The following is a 26820-nucleotide window of genomic DNA, read 5'->3' on the forward strand; positions in this document are numbered from 1 at the left end:
GATTTTTCCGACCCATGCCCCCATTCCCCGCCCTTTCGCCCATGCTCCCTCAAAGGCCCGATCCATTCCGTCCTCAACCCCTAAATGACCCAAAACTTCGTGCATAGGCACGATCGTTCCGTCCTTTCCAGCGTCGCCCCTTTGTCACCCCGGCTCCCCCGGCACCCGCCCCTCCAATCCCTCACTCCAAATCGCCCAACCTCCTGCACACATGCACGATTTTTCCGACCCGTGCCCCCATTCCCCGCCCCTTCGCCCATGCTCCCTCGAAAGTCCGATCCATTCCGTCCTCAACCCCGAAATGACCCAAAACTTCGTGCATAGGCACGATCGTTCCGTCCTTTCCAGCGTCGCCTCGTCGTCCCCCCCGGCTCCCCCGGCACCCGCCCCTCCAATCCCTCACTCCAAATCGCCCAACCTCCTGCACACATGCACGCTTTTTCCGACCCATACCCCCATTCCCTGCCCCTTTGCCCATGCTCCCTTGGAACCCCCATCCATTCGGCCCTCAGTGGACCCCCGTCATCAAACGCCGGATCGGCTTGGTGAACAGCAGCAGCAGCAGCCCCGCCCCGCCCGCCGTCAGGACCACTTGGAAGAACCGCACCGGCATCGCCGCCGTGTTGTCCCCACTCACTTCGCCCGCGAACAGTCCGGCCAGCAGGTTCCCCAACGATGTCGCCAGAAACCACAGCCCCATCATCTGTCCGACCAGCCGTGGCGGGGCCAGTTTGGTAACGGAACTCAAGCCCACCGGGCTGAGAAGCAGTTCGCCCAACGTGTGCAGCAGATACGTCGTGACCAGCCACCCGGCCCACACAGGTCCGTGGGCAATCGCCGAACGCGAGGCGACGGCCAGCACCAGGAAACCGGCCGCCAGAAGCAGCAGGCCCCCCGCCATTTTCGCCGGCAGGCTCGGTTCCCGCCCCCTCAAGGCCAGCGTCACCCACAGTGCCGCCGCCACCGGCGCCAACAGGATGATGAAGATCGAATTCAACGACTGAAACCATCCGGTCGGAATCTCGAACCCCGCCAGCAACCGCCGCGTGTGCCGGTCCGCAAACAGGTTCAGCGAAGATCCCGCCTGCTCGAACCCCGCCCAAAACATGGCCGACGCCACAAACAGAATGGCGATGACACCGAGCCGCTTCTTCTCCACTGCGCTCAGGCCCGCGAAGAAGAACGCCCAGAGAAAGAACGCCACCGCAATCCCAACGATCACCACCGTCGCCCGCCGGGCCAGCCCGACCGGATCCAGCGTGATCCGACCGCTCAGGGCCAGCGTGGTCACGGTGACCAACGCCACTGCCCCCGCCAGGACCAGCCAGGCGTCGCGGTTCCGTTGCGCCTGCGGCATCTCGGGCGGCCCCCCTATCCCGCCCAACCGATGACGGGTCAGCCGGAACTGAATCAATCCCAGCACCATGCCCACCCCGGCGGCGGTGAACCCGTAATGCCAGTTCACCCGCTCACCCAGCGTGCTGCAGATCAATGGCCCGATGGCCGCGCCAAGATTGATCCCCATGTAGAAGATCGTGAACCCGGCGTCCCGCCTGGCCCCACCCTCCGGATACAGCGAGCCGACCAGCGTGCTCACATTCGGCTTCAACAGCCCGGTTCCCACCGCCACCAGCAGCAACCCGACAAAAAACGTGTCCGTCCGCGGCACCCCCATCGAGAAATGCCCGGCCGCAATCAGGATCCCTCCGTACCACACCGCCCGCTGCGCCCCCAGCAACCGGTCCGAAATCCAGCCCCCGGGCAGTGCCGCCAGGTACACGGCCGCCGTATAGAGCCCATAAATCGCCGTCGCCGTCTGGTCCGTGAAGCCCAGCCCGCCCCGCTGCACCTGGTCCACCATGAATAGCACCAGCAACGCCCGCATCCCGTAGTAACTCAGCCGTTCCCACATCTCGGTGAAGAACAGCGTCGAGAGACCCGGCGGATGTCGCGGGACGGAATCGGCGGTGGAGGCGCTCATCAGGTCTAGGTGGCGCGCGACCTTGAACGAGTCGGGATGGGTTGTCATGCCCGTGCATCGACTTCATGATCCGCCCCGTCGTCCCCATCCCATGTTCGCTCCCAGGCCCATCGCCTCAATTCCTCCGCCCGCGCCCCGGCACATCGTCGCTGCCCTCCGCGTTGCCCTCGGCGCCGTCCTCATCGCCATGGTCAGCGCACCGGCCCGGACCGCCGCCACAGACGCCGCCCCGATCGACTACAACCGCGACATCCGGCCGATCCTCTCCCAGAACTGCTTCATCTGCCACGGCCCCGACGACGCCGAACGCAAGGGCGGCAACAAGGGCGGGCTGCGCCTCGACACGCTGTCCGGCCAGCGCGAAGACCTCGGCGGCTACGCGGCCGTGCTCCCGGGCCAGCCCGACGAGAGCGAACTCTACCTCCGCCTCGTCACGACGCGCCCCCATGACCTCATGCCGCCGCCGGAACTCGGCAAGACCCTCACCGGCGAAGAAATCGCCCGCGTGCGCCGCTGGATCGAGGAGGGCGCCTCCTTCTCCCAGCATTGGTCCTACGTAAAGCCCGTCCGCCCGTCCCTGCCCGACGTCGCCAACCCGCTCTGGGTCCGCAACGAAATCGACCGCTTCATCCTCGCCCGCCTCGATCGCGAAGGTCTCGCCCCCCAACCCGAGGCCGACCGCCCCACCCTCGCCCGCCGCCTGGCCCTCGATCTCACCGGCCTCCCGCCCACCCCCGACGACGTGGACGAATTCGTCCGCGACACCTCCCCCGATGCCTACGAACGCCTCGTGGACACCTTTCTCGCCAGGTACACCTACGGCGAACACTGGGCCCGCCTGTGGCTCGACCTCGCCCGCTACGCGGATTCCGCCGGCTACGCCGACGATCCTCCACGCACGATCTGGGCGTACCGCGACTACGTGATCCGCGCCTTCAACCGGAACCTTCCCTTCGACCAGTTCACCCTCGAACAACTCGCCGGCGATCTCCTCCCCGACCCGACCGAGGACCAGATCGTCGCCACCGCCTTCCATCGCAACACCATGACCAACAGCGAGGGCGGCACCAGCGACGAGGAGTTCCGCAATGTCGCCGTCGTGGACCGCGTCAACACCACCTTCGATGTCTGGATGGGCACCTCGATGGCCTGCGCCCAATGCCACACCCACAAGTACGACCCCATCACTCAGAAGGAGTACTTCGAGGCCTTCGCCTTCTTCAACAACACCGCCGACGCCGATCGCCCCGACGAGGCCCCCGTCCACGAGTTCTTCACCGAACCCCAGCAGCGCCAGCGCGAACGCATCGAACTCGAATTCGCCGAACTTAATCGCAAGTTCCGCTCCCCCGACCCGGAATGGATCGACGCCGCCCGCACCTGGGCCCGCACCTTCCCCATCGACCTCCCCTGGCGCTCCGCCCGTCCCTCCGCCGCCAGCGCCACCTCGACCGCGCCCATGCAGGTTCTCGACGACGACAGCGTCCTGGTCACACCGCCGGACGAACCCGCCAGGGAAGATGCCTACACGGTCGAACTCCCCTTCGACTCGGCCACCCTCGTCACCGGCCTTCGCCTCGAAGCCCTTCCCCACGAGGCGCTCGACCAGCGCGGCCCCGGACTCGCCGGCGACTTCCGCCTCCGCACGGTCCGCGCCCGGCTGCTCCCCGTCCCCAACCAGCCCGGCCCCTCCGCCCGCTTCATCCGCATCGAACTCCCCGGCCGATCCATCCTCCAACTCGCCGAGGTCGAGGTCTTCAGCAAGGGCGACAACCTCGCCCCCCGCGGCACCGCCACCCAAAGCAGCACCTACGGCGACGCCACCGCCGATCGCGCCATCGACGGCGACACGACACCGCAGTTCGACCACGGCTCGGTGGCCCATACCCGCGAGGAAAACCGCCCATGGTGGGAAGTCGATCTCGGCGCCCCCTACCCCGTCGAACGCATCGTCGTCTGGAACCGGGCCGAGGCCGCCGACCGCCTCAAGGACTTCCGCGTGGTCGCCCTCGATGCCGATCGCCGTCCCGTCTGGGCCCAGGGTGGCAACCCCGTGCCCTCCCCCAGCGCCGCCTTCGATCTCACCGGCCCCCGCACCATCGAATTCGCCACCGCCGCCGCCGACCACAACGCACCCCGGCTCGACGAAGCCCTGGTCGTCGCCGACCGGCCCCGACCGGCCCGCCCCAATCCGCGCCGCGCCTCCGCCGGCGAGAAGGGCTGGGGCATCGGTGACGCCACCGGCCAGGCCCACGCCCTCACCCTCGTCCCCGCCGCCCCGATCGAGATCCCGCCCGGCGCCACCCTCATCCTGACCCTCGAACACAAGGCCGATCCGCCGAACCACGCCCTCGGCCGTTTCCGCCTGGGCTTCACCACCGACGCCCGCGTGGCGGAGGTCGCCACCACCCCCGTCCCCATCCTCGCCGCCCTTCGCATCCCGGAAGACCGCCGGAACGACGCCCAGCACGATACCCTCGTCGATTACTTCCTCCGCCATGTCTCCCCGGGCTGGCAGACGGAACGCGACCGCTGGGCCGAACTCGAACGTCAGCGAGAAGGCATCAAACCGCACACGGTCCCCGTCATGCGCGAACTCGAGGGCGACAAACGCCGCCGCACCCACGTCCAGCTCCGGGGCGATTTCATGCTCCTCGACGAAGAGGTCTCCGAAGGCGTCCCCGCCGCCTGGCATCCCCTCCCCGAAGACGCCCCGCGCAACCGCCTCACCCTCGCCCGCTGGCTGGTCAGCGAGGACAACCCCCTCACCGCGCGCGTCCTCGCCAACCGCTACTGGGAACAGATCTTCGGCCACGGCATCGTCCGCTCGAGCGAGGAGTTCGGTTCCCAGGGCGAGCCGCCCACCCATCCCGAACTCCTCGACTGGCTCGCCTGCCAGGTCATGGCCGACGGCTGGGACCTGAAACAACTCCTTCGCCGTCTCGTCACCAGCGCCACCTACCGCCAGTCCTCACGGGTCACCCCCGAAAACCTCGAGAAGGATCCCGACAATGTCCTCCTCTCCCGCGGACCCCGCTTCCGCCTCGCCGCCGAAGCCATCCGCGACCATGCCCTCGCCTCCGCCGGCCTCCTGAGTTCCAAACGCTACGGACCCTCCGTCCGCCCCGTCCGGCCCAACCTCGACCTGCGCGCCGCCTTCGGTGGCAACCTCGACTGGCAACCCAGCCAGGGCGAGGACCGCTACCGCCGCGGCCTCTACACCGAATGGCGCCGCACCAGTCCCTACCCCTCGATGGCCACCTTCGACGCCCCCAGCCGCGAGGTCTGCACCCTGCGACGCGACCGCTCCAACACCCCCCTCCAGGCCCTCGTCACCCTCAACGATCCCGTCTTCATCGAGGCCGCCCAGGGACTCGCCCGCCGTATGGTCCGCGCCGCCGCCTCCCCCTCCGACCGCATCCGCCACGGCTTCCGTCTCGTCCTCGCCCGCCCCCCCTCCGACCGCGAAATCGAGGAACTCTCGGCCCTCCACGCCGACGTCCGGCAAGGCTTCGCCCACGAATTCGACCGCGCCCGCGCCCTCGCCACCGACCCGCTCGGACCCCCCGATTTCGACATCGACCTCCGCGACCTCGCGGCCTGGACCGCCGTCGCCAATGTCCTCCTCAATCTCGACGAAACCCTGATGAAGCGCTGACCCCATGCACCCGCACCTCGAACGTCTTCAGAACCAGACCCGCCGCCAGTTCCTCCGCTGCGCCGGCCAGTTCAGCCTCGGCGCCATCGCCCTCCAGGAACTCCTTCGCGGCCCCGCCGCCCGCGCCGACCTCGGCGCCTCCGCGCCCTCGCTCGAACGTCCCCTCGATCCCCGTCCCCCCCACTTCGCCCCGCGCGCCAAACGGGTCATCTACCTCCACATGTCCGGTGGACCGCCCCACCTCGACCTCTTCGACTACAAACCCGAACTGGTGAAACGCGACGGACAGCCCTGCCCCGACGCCTTCACCGAAGGCAAACGCTTCGCCTTCACCGGCGGCACGCCCAACCTCATGGGCACCCCCCGCTCCTTCGCCCAATACGGCGACGGCGGCATCTGGATGTCCGACGCCATCCCCAATTTCCACCGCGTCGCCAACGAACTCTGCGTGATCCGGTCGATGAACACCGACCAGTTCAATCACACCCCCGCCGAACTCCTCCTCTACACCGGCTCCCCCCGCCAGGGCCGCCCCAGCATGGGCTCCTGGGTCACCTACGGCCTCGGCTCCGAAAACAGCGACCTCCCCGGCTTCGTCGTCCTCATCTCCAGCGGCGTCCAGCCCAGTGGCGGCGCCAACTGCTGGGGCAGCGGCTTCCTCCCCTCCGTCTTCCAGGGCGTCCAGTGCCGCTCCAAAGGCGATCCCGTCCTCTACGTCTCCGATCCCCCCGGCATGGACCGCGCCCTGCGCCGCCGCACCCTCGATTCCCTCAACCGCCTCAACGCCCTCCAGCTCGCCGAAATGGGCGACCCCGAAACCACCACCCGCATCGCCCAGTACGAACTCGCCTTCCGCATGCAGGCCAGCGTCCCCGAGGTCATGGACATCGGCCGCGAATCCGAGGCCACCCTCGAGGCCTACGGCGCCCAACCCGGCGCCGCCAGCTTCGCCAACAATTGTCTCCTCGCCCGACGCCTCGTCGAACAGGGCGTCCGCTTCGTCCAGCTCTTCGACTGGGGCTGGGACTTCCACGGCACCGGCCCCCAGGAGGACATCCGCAACGGGCTCACCGAGAAAATGCGCCTCACCGACCGCCCCGTCGCCGCCCTCATCGAAGACCTCCGCCAGCGCGGACTCCTCGACGACACCCTCGTCGTCTGGGGCGGCGAATTCGGTCGCACCCCCTTCCGCGAAGGCCGCACCGCCGCCAGCCCCAACCTCGGTCGCGACCATTACCCCGACTGCTTCTCCCTCTTCCTCGCCGGTGGCGGCGTGAAGCCCGGCTTCATGTACGGCGAAACCGACGAACTCGGCTTCTCCGTCGTCACCAACAAGGTCCACATCCACGACCTCCAGGCCACCCTCCTCCACCTCCTCGGCTTCGATCACCGCCGCCTCACCTTCCGCTTCCAGGGACGCGACTACCGCCTCACCGACGTCCATGGCGACGTCGTCCACGACATCCTCGCCTGACCGGCCATCCATGAACTGTTGGTCCCGACATGACCCAACCCACCGCCCTGATCACCGGCGCGTCCCGAGGCATCGGCCGCGGCATTGCCCTCAGCCTCGCGGCCCAAGGCTGGAACCTCGTGCTGAACTATGCGCGTGACGAATCCGCCGCCCGCCGAACCGCCGAGGACTGCACTGCAGCGGCCCGCGATGCCGGCCACACCCTCCGGGTCACCACCCAGCAGGCGGACATCGGTGACGCATCCGACCGCGACCGCCTCGTGCGCGCCGCCCGGGACTTCACCCACTCCTGCGACCTGCTTGTCAACAACGCCGGCGTCGCTCCATCGGTGCGCGCGGATCTTCTGGAAGCCGGTGAGGAAAGCTTCGACCGCCTCGTGCGCATCAATCTCAAAGGCCCCTTCTTCCTCACCCAGCAGATCGCCCGTTGGATGATCGAAGCGCCGCCCGCCCGCCCTGCCAGGATCGTCTTCGTGTCCTCCATCAGCGCCTACACCGCCTCGGTCAATCGCGGCGACTACTGCGTCTCGAAGGCCGGCATCGCCATGCTCAACAAACTCTATGCCGTCCGCCTGGCCCCACACGGCATCGGGGTCTTTGAGGTTCGCCCGGGGATCATTGCCACCGACATGACCGGCCCGGTCCGGGAGAAATACGACCGCCTCATCGCTGACGGCCTCACCCCCATCCGCCGCTGGGGCACCCCGGAAGACGTCGGCAAGGCCGTTGCCTCCATCGCATCCAGCCACTTCCCCTTCAGCACCGGTGAGGTCTTCAATGTGGACGGCGGCTTTCACCTGCGCAGCCTCTGACCCACACCCCAACGGGACTCGCCGCCCGGTTCACGGCGCATCCCGGAGTTGTGGGCAAAGCGGCAGCGAATCGGAGGGACGAGCTCCGCGAGTCCTCAACCCAATGCTCCACACCATTGCAGCCTCGTGGAACTCGGCCCTCCGGGGCCACGCTTCGTGAAGTTCGCACCTGTTCCCACGACACCGGATTGCACGGTCCCGGTTCAACCGCCCCTTCAACGCACTTGCCCAGGCGCCGATTTCCGTCAATTTCGCACCTCTCGCAGTTGCTGTTCTCCGCATGGCCGACGCCGTCGCACAGTCGTGGTCCTGGTTGGGCGGGCTCCGGACATTCGCTTTGGGCCGGCGGCCCGTCTGGACCTTCGTCCGGATCGCCCTCCTTCTCCTCGTCACCTTCGTCCTGCTCAAGTACGTCATCCTCATCCGCCGGATCGAAAGCACCAGCATGGCCCCCACCCTCCGCGAGGGCACCATCCACATCATCAACCGGCTCGCCTACTCCCCCTCCCGCACCCCCGACCGGGGCGACATCGTCGGTGTCCGAACCAGTGGCGTCACCATCATGTACGTGAAGCGCATCGTCGGCCTCCCCGGCGAGACGGTTGCCATCCACCGGGGCGTTGTCCTCATCGATGGCCAACCCCTCGACGAACCCTACGTCGTTCGCCGCCGCCGCGACTGGATGCGCCCGCCTCGTCCCCTCGGCCCCGACGAATACTACGTCATCGGCGACAACCGCTTCATGGACATCTGGCAGCACGACTTCGGAGCCATCGAGGCCCGGCGCATCGTCGGAAAGGTCGTCTGGTGAACCGCCGTCTCCTCACCTTTCTCGTCGCCGCCCTCGTTGGCGTTGGAACCGCCCTGTACCTCCGCGCCCAAAACGATCCTCGTACCCGCGAAATCCGCCGCATCCAGAAGCACCTCCTCCAACTCGCCACGGACGTTTCCTTCACCGAACGCGACACCCCCTTCCAACGCCTCGGATACCCCGGTCGCCTGCCCGACTACTTCACCGATCCCGCCCATTTCCAAATCGCCATTGGCCGCTACCTCGCGGATCAACCCCTTTCCCATGCCGAACTGCGCGACGCCACCACCGCCATCCGGGCCCAGTTCCGCGGTCTCTCCGTCCAGTTTCTCGATATCGTCGTGGAACTGGCCGACCCACCGGACCAAGCCACCGCGCACCTCACCTCCAAGATCTACTTCACAGGGGATGCCGATTACTGGATCCAGGAATTCCGCCTGACCCTCGCCCGCGCCGAGGCCTCCTGGCGCATCCAACACCTCGCCACGCTCCGCACCATGGATCGATGAGAGCCATTCATCCTGCGCCCTTTGCTTAGCAGAATCTCACTACGGCCTTTGCCCCACCGATCCATCGATCCATCCGTTTGTTATCCAATTGCTATTCAATAACTTAAGATGAGTGTTGACATTCGTGTCAACTCGCGTAGAACTCTCTTGTCCGGGCGGCGGAACGTTCTTCAGCGGGGTTCCCCACCCCCACCTCCTTGGCGTCTGTCGCTCGGACAAACCCCTTCTCCCACGCTCCCGACCGTTCATCCGGCTTTTAAGCGCCCCTGACCCCAGCCCTCCGAACTCGTGTCCCGCGTTTCCTTCAGGCCCGATTTCTTGGCGCCCATCTGCGCGTTGCGCGTTGTCCGGAAGGGGCAACGGATCGGGGTCGGGGTCGGGGTCGGGGTCGCTGTCGGAATCGGTATCGAATGGAGCCATCGAGCTTACCGCATCCCGGGACATCGTTCCGGTTCAACTCCGACTCCGACGATCCCCTCGACGTTTCCCTCCACCGATCGCCCCACCCACAACTTGGAGATGCGCCCGTTTCCATTCTCCAGCCCGCTCTCGACTTGGCCCTGCCCGTCGGCGACGCTTGGCCGATGGGCATTCGCCCGCAGGATTTTGACCGCATGCAGGCGAGGGCCCGTAGCATCCGCTCCGGCCCGCGTCCAAATCCTGTCATCGCCTCCCCGCCCCCGCCTGCCCCCTGCCCCGGCAAACCCACCGTCATCCTTGGCATCGATCCGTCCCTTCGTGGAACGGGCTGGGGAGTGATCCGTATCGACGGTCGCACTCCAGTGGCCCTGGCCTCCGGCACGCTCCGCTGCCCAGCCTCCCTCGCCAGGTCCCGCTGCCTCGTCCGCATCGCCGATGGGCTGCGGGAAGCGATACGCCTCCATGCCCCGACCACCTGTGCCATCGAGGCCCTTTTCTTCGCCCAGAACCTGCAGACAGCCCTCCTCATGGGGGAAGCCAGGGGCGCTTGCCTGCTGGCGGCCGCCGAGGCCGGCCTGGACATCCACGAACTCGCTCCCCGCAAGGTCAAACTAGCCATCGTCGGATTCGGCGGCGCTCAGAAAACCGCCGTCGCCCGGATGGTCCAGCGCCTCCTCCATCTCCCGGACATCCCCGACCCCGACGCGGCCGATGCCCTTGCCGTCGCCCTCGCGCATTCCCGCGAACTCTCCCGCTTCACCCGGTCCCTCAGCCGGTCCCGCCTCTGATGCACATGGACCCGCGAACGGCCATCGCCTGGTTTCTCCTTCTCGTCCTGGTCCTCCTCCTGGTCCTGCTGCTGGTCGTCACCGCCTTCGGCGTGGTGCGGCATCTGCGCCGGCTTCGCCAGGACCGGCCGTCGCGGCATCGGCGCCGGACGGATCCCGACGACGAGGACGAAGCGGACTCGCCCGACGGAAGGCGTCCCCTTCCGCGGTCGCGGTCCGGCGACGACGATTGATCCCATTCTTCCCGGCATGATCGATTTCCTTCGCGGCACGCTTCACCATGCCCTGCCCACTCAGGTCTCCGTCGAGGTCGGAGGGGTCGGTTATGAAGTCCTCATACCGGTCTCCTCGTTCGATGCTCTCCCGCCACCAGGTCATGAGGTCCGCCTTCTAACCCACCTCATGGTGCGGGAGGATGCCCATACCCTCTATGGCTTCGCCACCGCACCCGAGCGCGAACTCTTCCGCCTGCTGATCGGAACCGTCTCCGGCATCGGCCCGCGGCTCGCGCTCAACATCCTCAGCGGCATGGCCCCAACCCACTTCCGTGCCGCCGTGGCCCAGCGCGATGTCCGGGCCTTGTCCCAGATCTCCGGCGTCGGAAAGAAGACTGCGGAACGAATCGTCCTCGAACTCAAGGACAAGGTCGGCCAGGTCGCCATCCCTGGCGCCGAGGCTGTCATCCATCCCGAAACCGCGCCCGACCGTCTCGCCCACGACGCGGTCCTGGCCTTGGTGGCCCTCGGATTCAAGCAGGCGGAAGCGATCGAAACCGTCCGGGCAACCCAGGCGCTCCTTGGCCCCCAGGCAAACCTCGAGGAGGTCGTCCGCCGGAGCCTCAAGAAAGGAGCGGCCTGAAGGTGCCTTCCTCCATCGTCTCCAAGCCGTTTGTCCCCTACGCCCCCAGTCCCGCCCAGCGTCTGCTCGCCCGGGCCGTGCGGCGCCTGCTCCTGGTCAATGGCGCCACCCTGCGCTTCCGCCACCACGATCCGCACAACACCCTGCCGCTCCTTCGGACACGCCCGGTGATCTTCGCCACCTGGCACAATCGGGTCACCCTCTCCCTCCTCCTCTATCGACAACTGGTCGATGTCCGGATTCCGGGACGTCGCCTCGCCGCCCTGGTCTCCGCGTCACGCGATGGGGCCCTGCTTTCCGCACTGCTCGACGCGTTCGGCGTGCAACCTGTCCGTGGTTCCACAAGCCGCCGCGGCCCCCAGGCTCTCATCGAACTGGCCTCCTCCGCCCGGCAGGGATTCGATCTCGCCATCACCCCGGATGGTCCGCGGGGCCCTCTGTACCAGGTCCAGCCTGGGGCTGTGGCCATCGCCCGCGTCACCGGCCTTCCCCTGGTTCCCACGGTCGCCAATACCCGATGGAAATGGTCCCTTCGAAGCTGGGATCGGTTCCAACTGCCCCTGCCCTTCGGAATCCACGACCTCCACATCGGAGCACCCCTCTTCGTTCCTCCCGATGATGATCTGCCCCTCGATCACTGGCAGAAGGAACTCCGCCGCCGCCTGATCGAGATCACCCGCGATTGAGCCCCTTCCCCTTCGGGCAATCGTCAGCCCGTTGTCCCCCCGGATGCGGATTCTTCCGTCGCGGCCAAGGGCTGCACGGAAGGTGCCGCCAGCGTCCCCAGCGGATTGCGCTCGAATCCCTCCGCGGCCAGGGCCTCCCGCCATAAGGCGATCCATCCCCGCACGGCATGGATGTCCAGCCGCCGATGCCGTGCCCCATACCGCGCCAGGTTCCCGTCGGCGAGCCGGAACAACGCCTCGGCCGGCCGCAACCGGCCCTTCTGCAAGTGCACAAACGCCCCGGCGAGCTGGATCAACCCCTTGTAAAACCCATCGTCCGCCCCGCCCCGTTCCCGCAGCCACAACGCCTCCAGCACGTCGTGCGCCTCGTAGTACTCGCCCCGGTTGAAGCAGGCGAACCACCCCGCGTAATGCGGGTCCAACCCGTCCGCCCCCTCCACCCTTAAATGCCCGATCCGGTCCGCCTTCGACACGACACCCCCTACATCCGTTCCACCAGTCGCTCCATGACGTCCTCCCGCTCGATCATCGAGCGGATCAGCCGGAACTGCTTCCGGCAACGGTCGAGGTTGTGCTGCTCCCGGTGAATCCGGAAATACGCATCCCCCTCGAGATAATCCGTCAGGAACCGGATCCCGATGGTGAAGGTGATCAGCCTGCCGGAAAGCACCAGCAACCGTCGCTCCCCGGCTGTCAGGAATTCCCCCGCCGCCTCCAGATAGCCGCGCAGCAGCGCTTCAAACATCGGCATCTCGAGCTCGACCCGGTCCAGGTACATCTCGTCCTCCGCCGTCCGGCTTGTGGTCGTGCGCACCATGTCCCCGAAATCGTACAGCACCAACCCCGGCATCACCGTGTCCAGATCCACCACGCACATCGCCTCCCCGGTTGCCTCGTCCAGCAGCACGTTGTTGAACTTGGTGTCGTTGTGCGTCACCCGCACCGGCACCCTGCCCTGCGCCTCGGCCTCCACCAAGGCCGGCACCATGGCCTCCAGCGACCGCGCAAACTCGATCTCCGCCCTCGCCGTGTGCGCCCGGTTGAACTCGTCCCGCTCCACCGCCGCCAGCAGCCGCTCATACCGCTTCGGCGTGTGGTGGAAATCCGGGATCGTCGTGACCAACTGGTCCGCCGGCAGATCCGCCAGCAGACTCTGGAACCGCCCGAACGCCAGCCCCGCCTGGTACGCCTGCCTCGGCTCCTCCACGGCGTCGTGGCTCCGCACCCCCTCCACCAGGATGAACGTCCTCCAGAACACCCCGTCGCCGTCGATGTGGTGAAATCCCCCGTCCCGCGCCGGCACCGCCTGCAGCACCCGACGCGGAATCTGGTCCAGACCCCGGTCCGCCAGCCGCCGCCGCACATGCTCCGTCACCCGCACCACGTTCCGCATCAGCCCCGACGGGTCCCGGAACACATGCGTGTTCACCGTCTGGTGAACCACCCGGAACGGCGTCCCGAAGTGCCTGTACGTGGCCGCGAAGGTCTCATTGATGTGCCCGATCTTGATCCGGTATCCCTCGTGGTAATCCCCGGGGATCTGGAACTGCCTTCCCACCGCGCTCAGCCGCGCGTGCTCTTCCGGCGTCATGTCTCGTTCAATGGGTTGAACCCCGCGGCGCCCTTACATCCCCATGATCTGGTACCCGCAGTCCACGTAGATCACCTGCCCGGTGATCGCCGCCGCGCCGTCGCTGGCCAGGAACACCCCGGTCGCCCCCAGCTCGTCCGGCAGCACGTTCCGCCGCAGCGGCGCATGCGCCTCGTAGTGCTTCACCATGTCGGTGAATCCCGCGATGCCCCGCGCCGCCAGGGTGTTCACCGGGCCCGCGCTGATGCAGTTCACCCGCACCCTCGCCGGACCAAGATCGTACGCGAGATACCGGGTGCTGGCTTCCAGCGCCGCCTTGGCCACCCCCATCACGTTGTAATGCGGCACGACCTTCTCCGCCCCGTAATAGCTCATCGCCACAATGCTTCCCCCCTGCCCCATCAGCGGCGCCGCCGCCCGCGCCAGCGCCACCAGCGAATAGGCGCTGATGTCGTGCGCCATCCGGAATGCCTCCCGGCGGGTGTCCACAAACCGCCCCTCCAGCGCCTCCCTCGGCGCGAAGGCCACGCTGTGCAACAGCAGATCCAGCCGCCCCCAACGTTCCTTCACCGCGCCGAACACCGCCTCTATCTGCTCATCCTGCGTCACATCGCACGGCAGGATCATCGTGTCCGCCCCGAACGTCCCGGCCAGCTCCTCCACGTTCTCGCGCAACCGCTCCCCCTGGTAGGTGAAGGCCAGCGTCGCCCCCTCCCGGTGCCATGCCTGCGCGATCGCCCACGCGATCGACCGCTTGTTCGCCACGCCGAATACCAGCCCGATCTTGCCTCTCAACTGTGCCATGTTCGTGTCGGTACGTTGTCCGGCCACCTTCGCCGACCCCCACCCGGCCCCGCAAGCGCCACGATCGCCCTCCCCGAGCCGTCACAAAAACGGCGTGAACAGCCGCGCGACCCCGTCCCACAACCGCACCCCCATCGATCGACCGTCCACCTCCGCCAGGGTCACCTCCCGCGCCCGCGCCCGCTTCTCCTCCACCACCGCCTCCAATCGCCCCGCCAGTGCCGTGTCGTAACTCTCAACATTGAACTCGAAATTCAACCGCAGGCTCCGCGGATCCCAGTTCGCCGACCCGAACATCGCCCATGCCCCGTCCACCACCATCAGCTTGGTGTGATCGAAGGGCGGCGGACTCAGCCAGATCCGGCACCCATGCTCCAGAACCTGCCACCAGTGCGCCCGCGACGCCCCATGCACCACCGGCAGGTTGCTCCGCGACGGCAGCACAATGTCCACCCGAACCCCTCTCATCGCCGCCACATTCAAGGCCGCAATGAGCGCCGCCTCGGGCAGGAAATAGGGCGTCACGATACGCACCGACTCCTTCGCCGCACTCAACGCCGCCAGCAGAACCCAACGCATCTGGTCCAGATCCTCGTCCGGGCCGTCCGCAATCCCCCGCGCCGCCACCGGCCCCCTTTCCGGCAACGCGGGAAACCAGGTCTCGCCGCGCAACGCCTCCCCGGTGGTGAACTGCCAGTCCTCCGCAAACGCCTCCTGCAGGTGCGCCACCACGGGCCCTTCCAGCCGAAAATGAACGTCCCGCACCGGCCGGCGCGGTCGCCGCCCGAGCCAGTGACCCATCCGCAGGTTCATCCCCCCGGTAAACCCCACTCTCCCATCCACCACCACGATCTTCCGGTGATTCCGCAGGTTCATCGACAACACCCGCCGGATCGGAAACAGCCTCAGAAACCTCGCATGGCGCACCCCCTCCCGCCGCAAGGTGCCCAGGATGGGCGGCCACGAGTACCGCACTCCCGTCGCGTCGATCAACACCCGTACCTCCACTCCCCGGCGAACCGCCTCCCCCAATTCCCGTGCCAACTCGAGTCCCACCGCGTCCGCATCGAAGATATAAGTGCAGACGGCAATCGATCGCTGCGCACCCCGGATGGCCTCAAGCAGGAACGGAAAGGCCTCGTCACCGTCAATCAGCGGTTCCACCCGGTTGCCCCGCACCAGCGGTCGGCTGGCCACCCGGTCCACCGTTCGGGCCAGATCCTCGAGGTGTTCCCGCCCGTCCCCCAGAAGTTCCGTCAACTGCTCCGCCCGGCATCGCGCCGTCGGTTCCTCCGCCGCCACCCGTTGCATGTCCGCCCGCAGCGACACCGCCCACCGCCGGATCCGATTGACCCCCAGGATGGAATACAGGAGCGCCCCCACCACCGGTAGCAGCCATACCAAACCGATCCACAGCGTCGCCGCCCTCGGATCCCGCTTGTAGGCCAGTGCATGACCCGACGCCCAAATGGCCAGGATCAACCCGACAGCCAGCACCCCGTACTCCCACGCCAGTGCCGCTTCCGCCCACCACGCCATGACCCGGACCCTAACCGGATTCCTCCGCTGCGCGCACCGAAATGCGTCCGGCGCCTCCCAAATCCGTTCCCCACAACCTCACCACCACTGTCGGGATGAGATCCAAGCGCCCCGGGATGCCCTTCCATTGCTGCTGACATTAACCCCGACCCCGTTCGGGTCGGCCTGGTCAACGATTTCACCTTTCGCCTCTTGCCTCCGCGGCCACCCGCCCCCCTTGACCGCCGACAAGCTCTTCGGCCGCAGCCAGTTGGGCTCGCTCTGAGGCATTGGGGCAACCCAGGGGCAACCGCCAAAATTAAAACGCCTGACTTATTAAACGGCTGTCAACTTCAATGCGCCTGACCGACTATCTATTTGTGTCAACTGCAACCAGACTGCTGACTATTTTGCTGACCTTCTCGACGCTACGGTCACGGTCAACTTCAGTGCGCCTGTCCATTTGTTTGATCTCGCCGGGCAGGCGAACTCGCGGGTCAACTCAAGTCGGCTACTCCCTCCGTCTCCGACGCCTTCTGCCAGAGATCAGCCGACTCAACCAACCGTACGCTGGAACGTCGTGGATCCCAGGGTTGTGGAGAGGGGCGAACTTCGCCAAGCGTGGCATCGGCGGGCCGGGTTCCCCGAGGCCGCAAAGGCGGGGCGCTTTGGGTTGTTGACTCGCGGAGCTCGTCCCTTCCATCCGCTCCCCCTTCACCCACAACCCTGGGAAACACCCGGCTGGAACGCCCGGCGGGAGCCGAGGCTTGCCTACCCTCGGGCTTCCTGTCCTTATTCCTCCATCCAGCGCACGTTTGACCCGTTTGTAACCGTTTCGACACCCACGCGGACGGTTCTCCGACGACACTGGAGGTGCATGATTGCCCAACGCACAGATGCCGCCGCGCCCCGCGGTGTGGACCCTGCGGCGGGACCTCTTCCCGGCACCTTCCCCTCCAACCTCACAGAGTGGGCCGGAACCCGCGGTCTCCTTCGCGCTGTCGAGGATGCGACGGCACACGCGGGCGGCGACTCATGGCTGAACCTCGTCCGGGATCACCCGTCGCCCACTACCCGCCAGGACCTGATGGTCGTCGTCGCCTACTGCTATCTCCAAGGCATCTACCACTCGATGGACGTGGTTCGGTGCCTCGAGTCGGATGAACTCCTCCACCCATGGCGCGGACGCCTGAACGTCCGCCCCGAACAAATCCGGCGCTTCCGTCGGGACCATCGCCGGGCCCTTGCCGACTGCCTGACACGTTCTCTGCTCAACCTCTGGCGACACTGCCAGCCCACTTCCTGGGGTGCCGCTTCGGCCGCCCTGTCCAACCACCTCCTGGAAAACCGGATGCGATTCACCCTCCTCGAACCCTTCTATCTCGAGGCCCAGGATCGCCTCGACCGGGCGGTCATACTCGATTCGATGGCTCTGGACTACTGACGTCCCTTCAGCCTCCGCCCGCGAAGGCCCATCTACCCCCCGACCTCGATCGGCCTCGACCCTTCCAGTCTCGGCCGGACCTTCCGGACCAGTTCCACAAACCGCCGCCGGGACAACCGCAGACCCAGCGTCTCCGTCCGGAAACTCTTGTCCCGGGCATTTTCGTAGGCGTACCCCTCGAGTTCCTGGCGAAGCTGCGACTCGCTGGTCACCTCCCCCAACCGCTCGATCAACGCCAGTTCCCGCCGAAACCACTTCGGGTTCATGGCCAGCGCGATGCTCCCCTGCAATCGCACCCAAACAGGGAAACTGCGACGCAAAACGGACACCGCGTACCGTTCCGGCGAACAACCAAATCGCCGGCAGTAGGCCTCTCGGAAACGCGTGTTGGAAGTGTCCAGTGGCTCGCTCACAGGGTGGCGTGGTGAGTGGGGCACGACGCAGGGACCGCTGTTCCCTTACCCGGCCTCGGGCGCCGTCTGCAAGACCTCAGTGGCGCCCGGGAAGGTCAACCCCTGTCGGGCTGCTCCCCGGACGCCACTTTGCATGCACCTTGGCCCGGCCTTCCCAACGCCGCCGGCCATCCGTCCGACTATTGCGCGGACTCGACCCGGAAGTACCCCTCGGCCCCCTCGACAGGCACCTGGAAGGTCGGTTCCGACGTGGTGCCCACTTCAACCCACCCCCCGCCCGCAACGGCTGCCCGTCGCAGCACCTTGAAAGGCGCCACGCCTCCGGTCCAGGTCAGCCTCAATCCGCTGGCTTCACGTACTGCCGTCAGGATCGGTGCCTCGCCCCCTCCCGAAGACGGCGGACGCGGCACGGGATTGTACCCTCCCGACGCGGTGAGAATTCCGTACTGGCTCAGTGCGGTCCAATCCGCCGCCCAGTTGCCGGCGCCGAAGGCCCCGACGTAGTTCACCGGCGTGTAGAACCCGTCGTCAGGCACGGCCTTCACATTCGCCGGATCCAGAGCCGGGCTTCCCGTTGCCGGCCGCGGATCCAGGCCCCCGTCCGCCTCACGGCTGATCCCTCGCAACCGCGGATCCTCGATCCTGTTCATCCGCCCGCTCTCCGTGAACAGCACCCGCGCCCGCTCATCCACCGCCAGGTTCTCCACCGTGTTCCCTCCCGGAAATCCCCACCACAGGTTGTGCGTCAACTGCAACGTCCCGTCCGTCAGGAACTGGCCCGACTTCTCGTCAATCCGAACCCCGCGCCGCGAGAAGTCCGTGAAGATCCCGTTGTAGATCCCGGGCGTCGAAAACTCCCGGATCCGGAACACATCGTTGTCCTCTCCCACCGCCGGGTTCTCCGCCCCCGCCCCGATCCCCGTCACGTTGTACGCCTGGAATGTCGAGTACGGCCGCCGCGGCGTGTCCCCCGTCGTCCCGCTCACCTCCCCGTTCAACTCGAACCCGTAGTTCTGCGCGTCCGGCGACTGGATGAAGAACCAGAACTGGTTCTTCCCACTGTACCCCTGGTCCGCATCGAACGAGTCGTCGTCGTTGAATGCGCTCACCAGGTACCGCGTGTTCACCGTGCCTCCGAACCACTCGAACCCGTCGTCCGCGATCGCATACGCCTCCACGAACTCGATGGTCGTCCCACGCCCCACCGCCCCCATCGTCAGCCCGTTGATCTCCTTGTTCTGCTCGATCCGCGCTCCCCCGTGCCGGATCGACACGTACCGGATCACCCCCGAGTTGTCCTCGTCGTCCGTGCCCCCGAAACGGTGGACGAACTCCCCTTCGATCTGCACATCCGGCAATCCCTCGTACACATCGTACACCGGCACCGCCACGTTCCCCGTCGTGTCCGCCGCCCCGTTCAACACCGTCCGCCCCAGCACCACCAGCCCGCCCCACAGTCCCCGGTCGTAGATGTCCAGGTTCCCGTTCAACTCATCCGCCTCCGCCGTCATGATGATCGGCTGCGTCGGCGTCCCTTCCGCGAAGATCTTCGCCCCACGCGTGATCACCAGACCGCCCCGCTGCATCGCGTCGGTCCCCAGATCCCGCCCCTTGATCACCGTTCCCGCCTCGATGTGCAGCTCGGTCCCGCTCAGCGCATGCACCAGCCCGTTGAGCACATACACGTTGTCCCGCGTCCACCGCACTTCGCCCCGCGGCAGCGGCGTCGTCACTTCGATGGTTGCCGCCGGCGCAGACAACCCCAGGGTCAGGCCGCCCGCCATCAACGTCAGGCCAAGGCGAAAAGAGAGTCGTTTTCTCATGGTGTTTCTTGGGAACGAGTACCCCGCCAGTTCGGCGAAGCGGCCCAACTCTCCCGGAACCATGTCAACCCGCCATGTCGCCAAGGTGACGATTGGGTCAACTGAACGGCGCGAGCACCTTGATGGCTGGAAGCGAAATCGATCGTTCGGTGACACCCACTGGCGCCCGTTGCGCCTCACGAAACGAACCTTCGCGGCGCGGTCTTGCACCGGTTCGAGCCTGGTGAGGGTGATGCGGCCCTGGGCATCCTTTTCGTAAGCGAACTTGCTCCGCGGCTCGACGTCCGGCAACCGGACACGTCGGTCATCGTCAACGGGAGTTGCGTAAAGGGGTCAGTTCCATACGACTCGCGATTCGCCACCCTTCACCGACGGCCCGCACCCTCCACGCGCCCCCGATGAACCAGCAGGAGCACCAGCGCCGCCCCGGTCCAGGCCCATGCGCCGTGTTCCGGCACCACCGCGATGACGCCGTTCCGGATGTCCGCCTCGAACGGCAGCCCGGTCCGATCCAGCAGCTTGGTCTCCACCGCCCACATCCCGGCCAGGGACAACGTCCAGCTCCCCTCCAGATACCCGGTCGTGTCCAGCACCACGGTGGCCAGCAGTTGTCCCGTCCCCGAAGGCAGTTCCGCGGTGGTCCCAACCACACTGTGAAACTGCCTCTGCGGCTGGTTGTCGAGGTCGGCGAACTGACCCCCCAGGTTGTGAACCTCGAACGGCGTGCCCCCGAGCAGATTCACCGATTGAATGACCGGACCCGACACCACTCCCCCGACCGCCGGACCTCCGTCCGCGAGTTGGATCGCGAAGTCCAGGCCGCCGATCTCCAGCGTCGGTCCCGTGTTGTCGATCCAGACACGCACTTCCTGTCCCGGAAGATTGGGCAGCAGGATGGCATCCTCGACCGCGATCAGAAGCGCGCCCGGGGACGTCGTCGTGCCGAGCACCACCGCGCCCGCCGCCATGCCGGCCTTGAAGTGCCGGCGAAACCGCCATCCTGCCAGTCCGAGGAGAAGCCCGCCGATCCAGGCGCAGGCCGCCGGTTCCGGCACCACCGCAAGCGTCCCGTTCTGGATCGTCACGTCGATCGGATTGCCACCCCGGTCCAGGAGCCGCGTCTGCGCAAACGGCATCCCGGCCAGCGAGAGGGTCCAGGTGCCTTCCGCGAACCCCGTGGTATCGAACGTCACCCGGGCCAGCCTTTGCCCGCTGCCGGAAGGCAGTTCCGCCGTCAGGCTCAGCACATTCCAGAACTGCTGCTGCCCGGTGTTGTCGATGGACGGGAACTGCCCGCCGAACGATTTCCCCTCGAACATCGTCCCCGTCAGCAGATCCACCGCTTGAACGACCGGACCCGACACCACTCCCCCGGCTGCCGGACCCCCATCCGCCACCTGGATGGCGAACTCCAGTCCGCCCACCTCGATCGGTGGACCGTCATGGTCGATGCGGATCTCCACCTGCTGTCCCGACAATCCGGGCAGCAGCGAGATGTCCCCGACCGTGATGAGCACGGCGGCCGGGCAACTCACCGCCGCGAGGAGCGTCACCGCCGGGATCAGCCCGCCCAGCTTTCGCCGGACAGGAAGCGCTCGAAGGAGCCGGACCACGAACGAAGGACCGGATGTTGCAGGGATTGGAAGGAACGGTTTCATGGCATGGAACTGCGGAGGTTGGATCTTGAATCGTGGGAACTCTCGGGAGCGGATGGGAGCTGCGCATCCTTTACTGCCTTCACTGGCCGCCCCGCGGTGCGGACGACGGCACGTCGTCCTCGAACGCATCCAGGGGCGCGCGCGGAACCAGTTCGATCCGGAAGAATCCGGCAGGCTGGTCGGGCGGGACGTCGAGCAGAACGGCCCCGGCCCCGGTCTGTCCGTCGAGAAGGTCACCCGGCACCTCCGTCCACGGGCCGGTCGAGGCGTTGGCCGTCAGGAGCCGCCCCTGTCGCCCGACCGGAAGTCGATACGCGAGACGGAACCGATGCAGCCCCGCCGGGTCGAGTCCGGCAATCTCAACGCCACCGGCCTCGATGGCCTCGAGGGCGTCGAGCACCAGGCGTCGCGCCTCGGCCAGCAGCACGCGCTCGGAGGCGCCGGACCACGCGATGGACGGCTGCGCCCAGCTCCCGTGCCGGAGATCGGGCAGGCGGAATCCGGTCCAGATGTGGTTGAGAACCAGCAGCGCGTCCTGGGCCGAGACGAGGCCGTCGCGGTTGAAATCGAGCGGATTCCCGATCCCGGCATTGACGGTCAGATGGTTCAACGCCCGCAACGCGTCCTGGGCCGAGACGAGGGTGTCCGAATCGTCCGACTCACCCACCGCATTCCCATAGTGGAAGGTGTCGTCGCGCAGCAGGCCGGTGCGGGCATTGGCCTTGACCGTGACCTTCAGCCAGCCCTGAGCCACCGCCTGGTTCGGCGCGCCCGCCCCCTTTTGATAGTCCGCCCAGATCAGCGTGACCCGGGTCGAACCGCACACACCCGCGCCAGGACGCACCGAGACGCTCAGCGGCGGTTCGGTGGGCAGCCAGTGTTCAGGCGTGCTGTCATTGCCCCGGGCGAATTCGAAGTCCTCCGCAGTCAGGGCCCCGGCGTTCCGCGGCCGGGCGATGTCGATCATGATGCCGTTGAGCCCGCGGCTGTATGACGTGCGGTGGGCATCGGTGGCCTTCTCGCCGGGAAGCAGCGCCTGCTTGTCGGGGGCGATGGCCAGGTCGTCCGCCGCATTGGCCTCCGGATCGTTCCCGTCGAAGACGGACCGGTTGTAGAAGACGTGGCGCCCGACGATCGTCGTCCCGAACTCCCACAGCACCGGGCTGGCCACGCGCGAGATCGAGGAGTTGTAGCGGTCCGGTGCCTTCGCCGGGTCCAGTCGGATCGCCGCACCCGGCTGCGCGGTGCCACTCATGCCGCGATTGAGCACGACGTCGCCATCCGGTTCATCGAAGCGGTAGTAGGTGAGCAGGCCGGGTTCATACCCGGTGAGCGTCCGGGCGAGGTTGTCGCGGATCTCCCCCGCCGACCGGGCATGGTTCCAAACCCGCACCTCGTCCATGAATCCGCGGAAGTTCCGGCCGGGCCGCTCGCTGTTGGCCCCGATCCACACGGGTTCCAGGTTCACCGCCGGGGTGCCACTGACCTCGGCCCAGGCGTCCAGTTCGCCATCGATGTAGAGGAACTTGTACCGGCCATCGTACACGGCGGCCACGTGGTGCCAGCCACCGTTCACATCCCGCTCGCTGCGCAGCACCAGCGGCTCGAGTCCGGTGACATCGAAGGAGAGCTTGCTGGTCGATCCGCCCCGCGCGATCCGCCACGCACTGTCGCCCTTGGTGACCAACGCCTCGTGCTCGTGCGCCCAACCACCCGACCGCGTCATCGCCATCCAGAATTCGATCGTGAACGGACCCGTGAAGTTGTGGTCGCCGGTCGCCTCGTCCGGCAGCTCGACGCGGGTGGCCGCATCCGCTGTGGTCGGTTCGCTGCTGATCACGATCAGCCGGTCCGCATCCCAGGACGGACAACGTTCCGCATCCTCGGGGGTTACGACCTGAAGGCTGATGACCCCCAGGTTCGACTCGAGGCCGCCGTCGGTGACGCGGAACCGGTAGATCTCCTTGTACCCGACGAAGGCCGGATCGGGCGTGAAGGTGTGTTGCGCGAATCCCGGCGGTTGCCCCGCAAACCCGATGACCAGCCAATCGCCGTCGCCCTCGATCCGCTCGATGTGGGAGTAACCCGTCAGTTCATCGCCGTCCGGATCCGACTGCTGCTGCAGCATCGTGGCCCCGTTGAAGACCACGGTGCCGCCACTGCCCTGGACGAGGCGGTAGTTCCGGTTGAACGCGACCGGGGCCTGGTTCGGCGGTCCACCCCAGGCGCCAATGTCCCGCAGGCTTCCCGCCGCCCAGGTGTAGCCGTTCTGAGACTGACCTGCGGCACCGCCCTGGGCCGCCACCCCGCGCGCCGGGCTGCCGGGCAACAGCTTCAAAGTGGGCACGCCGCCGCCGTGGTCCGCCACCGATCCGGCAATCTTCGCGTCCAGTTCCGCACCGGGAATGCCATGGAAATCCGAGGGCTGCGGCAGGAACACCGGACCCAGGTCCGGCCAGTGGTTCACACTGCCGAGAAAGTTCGCTCCCTGGCTGGTGTACGCCCCGGCCACTTCGAGCACCCATCCCACCGCCGCCTCAACCTCGGTGTACTCGATCACCCGCCGCTGGATCGTGCCGCCCTGACCGTCCCCCACCTCGACGGTCGCCTCGGTGGTGGGCCGGGTGCGGCGGATGCCGGCGTTGTTGGCCACCAGCGTGCCGCCCAAGGTGCCGCCGCCCCAGATCCCCGTGCCCTCGGGCGCCCGGTACATCCCCGGCAGACCGAACTGCCCCATCTGCGGTTCGACCGTCCCGCCGCCTTCATCGTCGTCCTGGAAGGTGGTGCCTCGCAGCAGGAGCGGGTTGACGCCCTGGTAACGTTCCGGCGCGGCGCCCATCACAAACGCCGCCGACGCCTCGAAGTCGCCGCCCGTCTCGATCATGGCCACCGTGAAGAGTGCAATGGGCGCCACCCAAAGCACCGCCACCGTCCCGATCACGAACCCTCCGGCGGCCGCCATCGCTCCGCCAGCCGCCACCGTGGCCACGGTGGTTGTGGCAATGGCGGCGCCACCGCCGATGACCACCGAGCCGGTGAAGAACCCGGTGTAGATCGCGCCCACCGCCGCACCGACGACCGTCGTGGCGACGATCCCCGTCACGGCAGCCGCACTCACCGCGTAGTGGGTGATCTCCGCCGTGTCCGCGGGCACCTCGGGAATCCTGAACGGTGCGGCATCCGCTCCGGGTGTCGCAAAATCCATGGGGGCCACCAGCGGCAGGCCGTCCGGTCCGGGCGGAGCCGTGCCGAGTTGGAAACCCTGGTACTCCTGAAGAAAGGCCGCCGAGCCTTCCCGGATGGGTGGCCCGGGCTGGAGGATGTGGTCGATGACCACCATCGGCGGCGTGCCCGCCCGGTACGCGGTGGGCACGGTGGCCGGGTCGAAGGCGTCGAGGTGTGCGCCACGCAGCCCGCGGAGTCCGCCGTCGCCGGCGTCCAGGCGGTTGCCGGCGATCGTCGAGTCGGTGACCACCAGTTTCCCGGCCCCCGCCAGGTTGTAGATGCCGCCGCCACGGCTCAGCCCGTTGGCGCCGCCATGGGCCCCATTGCCACCGTGTTCCCCGCCGACACCCCCGAAGCCGCCGTGCCCGCCGAACCCTGAATGCACCTGGTTGTAACTCACCGTGCTGCGGACCAGCAGCACGCCGGAGGAGGAACTGGCGGAAATGGCCAGACCGCCTCCTCCACCCTCACCCCCTTCGCCGCCGGGTCGGCCGAACCCGCCCACCCGATTGCCCGCGTTGCCGAGCCCGCCCGCGCCACCCCAACCGCTGGAGACCCGGTTGCGGTCCAGCGTCGAGCGATCGAGGTAGAGACTCGCCACATCCAAAGCGCCGCCCGCCGCTCCACCTCCTCGTCCCCCATCCCCACCGTGGCCGCCCACATCACCCCAACCTTCCCCGCCGATGGCTCCCAGACCGCCGTCGCCGCCCGCCACCTTGTTCTGTGCGGCGTAGGTTCTCACGACGGATGCGTTGAGCGCGGCATCCACCACGGACACATCGCTCCACAATCCGCCGCCCCGGGCTTCACCGCCCTCCCCGCCGTTCCCTCCCAGCCCGCCCAGCGGGTTGCCGGTCCGGGCGGTGGTGTTGCGACCCCGACCGCCGTTGCCGCCGCGGCCGGCGATGGCGAGGTTGGCAAATAGCGACGACGACTCGATCCGGTACGTCATCGGCCCGGAGAGATGCACGCCGCCGCCGCGGGCGCCTCCGCCGGCGCCGCCGTCCCCGCCGCGTTGCTCGCCGGATTCCAGAGAGCCCTCCAGCGCCCTGCCGGGACCGCCATTGCCACCGCGGGCCTCATTGAAGGTCAGACCGGTCCCGAGAATCTCCAGCCGCCCGGTTCCCACCGCATGAATCGCCCCGCCATCACCCCGGCCTCCATCGCCACCATGCGCGCCCTGCCAGTCGAAGCGAAACCCGCCGACGCCGGCGACGAACGGCGGCACGGGATCCAGGCGCTGCAAATGCCACACCCCGCCGTTCTCCGGCGCGACGCGATGGTAGAGGCGGCCGGCCAGGCGCCCCCCCACAGCCTGGTTCCGAACCAGTGCCGAATCCTGGACCGTGGCGACGGTCGAGCGGGTCGCGAGGAATCCCCCGGTGCCGCTTCCATTGCTGCCGCCCCGCCCGCTCACCAGAATCCCCGGCACCACCTGGGGTTCGTCCGTGATCCGAATGGGCTGGCCTCCGCCATCCAGGATGAAGTTGCCGTCCGCATCCGCCAGGTACGCGTTCTTGTAGCGCTCGCTGTCGCCGTCCCCGCCGTGGCCGCCCTGCGCCGTGTTGTTTCGACCCAGCACCCTGGCGATCTGAACTCCCGGCGCCCAAACCGCGATCGCACCGCCTTCAGCCAACCCGCCACGCCCGTCGTCCGGCCCGTTTCCGTATCCGACCTGGCCGTTGCCACCCACCGCGTGGTTTCCCTCGAACAGCGCGGTGGCGACCAGGGTCTCGCCCTCGTTGGAGGAGGCAGGCAACTGGAGGGGAATGCCGGTGACGTTGACCGCCTGCGCCTCGTGCGAAGCATGCACGGCGCCCCCGCTCGCCAGGCCGCCCCGGCCACCCTTCGCGTGGGGCGCGGCGTCGGCGGAAACCCGGCCCCCATTTCCACCCACGGCAAGGTTGCCCAGGAACTGGCTGTCCCGCAGATCCAGCGTGCCGCGACGGGTGTAGAGCGCACCGCCCTCCGCCGGACCGCCGGTCCCGGCTTGAACCCCGCTGTTCCCGCCCGGCCCCGCAAAGGCGATGTTGTCCTCGAAACGGCATCGCTGGAACAGCGCCGTGAACGAAGCCCCGCCCGTCGAGATGGCCACCGCCCCGCCCCGTGCCGGACCGCCCGCCCGCCCGGTATCGCTCCCCGTGCCGGCCCCGCCCCGGTTGCCCTTGGCGGTGTTCCGAAGAAAGACGGAGTCGAAGACGCTGAACGCCGTCGTGCCCGCCCGCACCAGCACCGCGCCGCCTTCAGACAGGTGCCCGTCCGACAACAGCGATCCGCCGGTATCCACGCCGCGGGCGGCGCGCACACTATTCTCCTCGAAGCGCGTGTGCAGCACGTTCACCGAGCC

The 26820-nt window shown here is 67.6% G+C and carries 19 protein-coding genes and 1 pseudogene; 11 read left to right on the forward strand and 9 right to left on the reverse strand.

Annotated elements, in window-relative coordinates:
• Window positions 1-508: 508 nt before the first annotated feature.
• On the reverse strand, window positions 509-1981 hold the full coding sequence (locus KF833_06535) for a peptide MFS transporter (GenBank protein ID MBX3744950.1): 1473 nt from the start codon (window positions 1979-1981) through the stop codon (window positions 509-511).
• Between the two features lie 187 nt (window positions 1982-2168).
• On the opposite strand from KF833_06535, the gene KF833_06540 reads away from it, so the two are divergent.
• The 9 genes from KF833_06540 (at window position 2169) to KF833_06580 (ending at window position 11997) form a co-directional block, all read left to right on the forward strand.
• Complete coding sequence (locus tag KF833_06540) at window positions 2169-5639, forward strand: DUF1553 domain-containing protein (GenBank protein MBX3744951.1); 3471 nt, start codon at window positions 2169-2171, stop codon at window positions 5637-5639.
• A 4-nt stretch (window positions 5640-5643) separates the two neighbouring features.
• Entirely contained in the window at window positions 5644-7113 is a 1470-nt protein-coding gene (locus tag KF833_06545) for a DUF1501 domain-containing protein (GenBank protein ID MBX3744952.1), read from the forward strand.
• Between the two features lie 29 nt (window positions 7114-7142).
• Window positions 7143-7925, forward strand: a complete 783-nt coding sequence (locus KF833_06550) for a 3-ketoacyl-ACP reductase (GenBank protein ID MBX3744953.1) — start codon at window positions 7143-7145, stop codon at window positions 7923-7925.
• A 280-nt stretch (window positions 7926-8205) separates the two neighbouring features.
• Window positions 8206-8736: a signal peptidase I gene (gene lepB, locus KF833_06555; GenBank protein MBX3744954.1), complete on the forward strand. Its 531-nt coding sequence runs from the start codon at window positions 8206-8208 to the stop codon at window positions 8734-8736.
• Window positions 8733-9245: a hypothetical protein gene (locus tag KF833_06560; GenBank protein MBX3744955.1), complete on the forward strand. Its 513-nt coding sequence runs from the start codon at window positions 8733-8735 to the stop codon at window positions 9243-9245. Before lepB ends, KF833_06560 begins: the two co-directional genes overlap by 4 nt.
• Before the next feature lie 614 nt (window positions 9246-9859).
• Window positions 9860-10453, forward strand: coding sequence for a crossover junction endodeoxyribonuclease RuvC (ruvC, locus tag KF833_06565; GenBank protein MBX3744956.1), 594 nt, complete (start codon window positions 9860-9862; stop codon window positions 10451-10453).
• 5 nt (window positions 10454-10458) lie between these two features.
• Complete coding sequence (locus KF833_06570) at window positions 10459-10686, forward strand: hypothetical protein (protein ID MBX3744957.1); 228 nt, start codon at window positions 10459-10461, stop codon at window positions 10684-10686.
• A 16-nt stretch (window positions 10687-10702) separates the two neighbouring features.
• Window positions 10703-11311 (forward strand): Holliday junction branch migration protein RuvA, encoded by a 609-nt coding sequence (gene ruvA / locus KF833_06575; GenBank protein ID MBX3744958.1) that lies wholly within the window; start codon window positions 10703-10705, stop codon window positions 11309-11311.
• 2 nt (window positions 11312-11313) lie between these two features.
• Window positions 11314-11997: a lysophospholipid acyltransferase family protein gene (locus KF833_06580; protein MBX3744959.1), complete on the forward strand. Its 684-nt coding sequence runs from the start codon at window positions 11314-11316 to the stop codon at window positions 11995-11997.
• Between the two features lie 23 nt (window positions 11998-12020).
• Here the strand turns inward: KF833_06580 and KF833_06585 are convergent, their stop codons facing one another.
• The 4 genes from KF833_06585 to KF833_06600 form a co-directional block, all read right to left on the reverse strand.
• Entirely contained in the window at window positions 12021-12470 is a 450-nt protein-coding gene (locus tag KF833_06585; protein ID MBX3744960.1) for a DUF309 domain-containing protein, read from the reverse strand.
• Between the two features lie 8 nt (window positions 12471-12478).
• Window positions 12479-13588: an aminoglycoside phosphotransferase family protein gene (locus KF833_06590; protein ID MBX3744961.1), complete on the reverse strand. Its 1110-nt coding sequence runs from the start codon at window positions 13586-13588 to the stop codon at window positions 12479-12481.
• A 33-nt stretch (window positions 13589-13621) separates the two neighbouring features.
• Window positions 13622-14392, reverse strand: a complete 771-nt coding sequence (locus KF833_06595; protein ID MBX3744962.1) for an enoyl-ACP reductase — start codon at window positions 14390-14392, stop codon at window positions 13622-13624.
• A gap of 81 nt (window positions 14393-14473) precedes the next feature.
• The gene (locus tag KF833_06600) at window positions 14474-15931 is read right to left on the reverse strand and encodes a PLDc N-terminal domain-containing protein (protein ID MBX3744963.1); all 1458 of its coding nucleotides are present in this window, start codon (window positions 15929-15931) and stop codon (window positions 14474-14476) included.
• A gap of 856 nt (window positions 15932-16787) precedes the next feature.
• Between KF833_06600 and KF833_06605 the strand changes: the two genes are divergently transcribed.
• Window positions 16788-17354 carry a hypothetical protein gene (locus KF833_06605; GenBank protein MBX3744964.1) on the forward strand — a complete coding sequence of 189 codons (567 nt, stop codon included), beginning with the start codon at window positions 16788-16790 and terminating at the stop codon, window positions 17352-17354.
• Between the two features lie 32 nt (window positions 17355-17386).
• On the opposite strand, the gene KF833_06610 is transcribed toward KF833_06605, so the two are convergent.
• The 4 genes from KF833_06610 to KF833_06625 all read right to left on the reverse strand — a co-directional run bounded on the left by KF833_06610 (window position 17387) and on the right by KF833_06625 (window position 24588).
• Complete coding sequence (locus KF833_06610) at window positions 17387-17620, reverse strand: hypothetical protein (protein ID MBX3744965.1); 234 nt, start codon at window positions 17618-17620, stop codon at window positions 17387-17389.
• A 326-nt stretch (window positions 17621-17946) separates the two neighbouring features.
• Window positions 17947-19590, reverse strand: coding sequence for a T9SS C-terminal target domain-containing protein (locus KF833_06615; protein ID MBX3744966.1), 1644 nt, complete (start codon window positions 19588-19590; stop codon window positions 17947-17949).
• 365 nt (window positions 19591-19955) lie between these two features.
• On the reverse strand, window positions 19956-21248 hold the full coding sequence (locus tag KF833_06620; protein MBX3744967.1) for a hypothetical protein: 1293 nt from the start codon (window positions 21246-21248) through the stop codon (window positions 19956-19958).
• 79 nt (window positions 21249-21327) lie between these two features.
• Window positions 21328-24588 carry a hypothetical protein gene (locus KF833_06625; protein MBX3744968.1) on the reverse strand — a complete coding sequence of 1087 codons (3261 nt, stop codon included), beginning with the start codon at window positions 24586-24588 and terminating at the stop codon, window positions 21328-21330.
• 487 nt (window positions 24589-25075) lie between these two features.
• Between KF833_06625 and KF833_06630 the strand changes: the two are divergent.
• Window positions 25076-25315: pseudogene (locus KF833_06630) on the forward strand (hypothetical protein).
• Window positions 25316-26820 lie beyond the last annotated feature (1505 nt).

The organism is Verrucomicrobiia bacterium (assembly GCA_019634625.1).
Lineage (GTDB): Bacteria > Verrucomicrobiota > Verrucomicrobiia > Limisphaerales > CAIMTB01 > CAIMTB01.

Coding starts and splice junctions, on each gene's coding strand:
- KF833_06535 (MBX3744950.1), bottom strand. CDS start 1,981: ATGAGCGCCTCCACCGCCGATTCCGTCCCGCGACATCCGCCGGGTCTC.
- KF833_06540 (MBX3744951.1), top strand. CDS start 2,169: ATGGTCAGCGCACCGGCCCGGACCGCCGCCACAGACGCCGCCCCGATC.
- KF833_06545 (MBX3744952.1), top strand. CDS start 5,644: ATGCACCCGCACCTCGAACGTCTTCAGAACCAGACCCGCCGCCAGTTC.
- KF833_06550 (MBX3744953.1), top strand. CDS start 7,143: ATGACCCAACCCACCGCCCTGATCACCGGCGCGTCCCGAGGCATCGGC.
- lepB (MBX3744954.1), top strand. CDS start 8,206: ATGGCCGACGCCGTCGCACAGTCGTGGTCCTGGTTGGGCGGGCTCCGG.
- ruvC (MBX3744956.1), top strand. CDS start 9,860: ATGCAGGCGAGGGCCCGTAGCATCCGCTCCGGCCCGCGTCCAAATCCT.
- KF833_06570 (MBX3744957.1), top strand. CDS start 10,459: ATGGACCCGCGAACGGCCATCGCCTGGTTTCTCCTTCTCGTCCTGGTC.
- ruvA (MBX3744958.1), top strand. CDS start 10,703: ATGATCGATTTCCTTCGCGGCACGCTTCACCATGCCCTGCCCACTCAG.
- KF833_06590 (MBX3744961.1), bottom strand. CDS start 13,588: ATGACGCCGGAAGAGCACGCGCGGCTGAGCGCGGTGGGAAGGCAGTTC.
- KF833_06595 (MBX3744962.1), bottom strand. CDS start 14,392: ATGGCACAGTTGAGAGGCAAGATCGGGCTGGTATTCGGCGTGGCGAAC.
- KF833_06600 (MBX3744963.1), bottom strand. CDS start 15,931: ATGGCGTGGTGGGCGGAAGCGGCACTGGCGTGGGAGTACGGGGTGCTG.
- KF833_06605 (MBX3744964.1), top strand. CDS start 16,788: ATGATTGCCCAACGCACAGATGCCGCCGCGCCCCGCGGTGTGGACCCT.
- KF833_06610 (MBX3744965.1), bottom strand. CDS start 17,620: ATGAACCCGAAGTGGTTTCGGCGGGAACTGGCGTTGATCGAGCGGTTG.
- KF833_06615 (MBX3744966.1), bottom strand. CDS start 19,590: ATGAGAAAACGACTCTCTTTTCGCCTTGGCCTGACGTTGATGGCGGGC.
- KF833_06620 (MBX3744967.1), bottom strand. CDS start 21,248: ATGAAACCGTTCCTTCCAATCCCTGCAACATCCGGTCCTTCGTTCGTG.
- KF833_06625 (MBX3744968.1), bottom strand. CDS start 24,588: ATGGTGGTCATCGACCACATCCTCCAGCCCGGGCCACCCATCCGGGAA.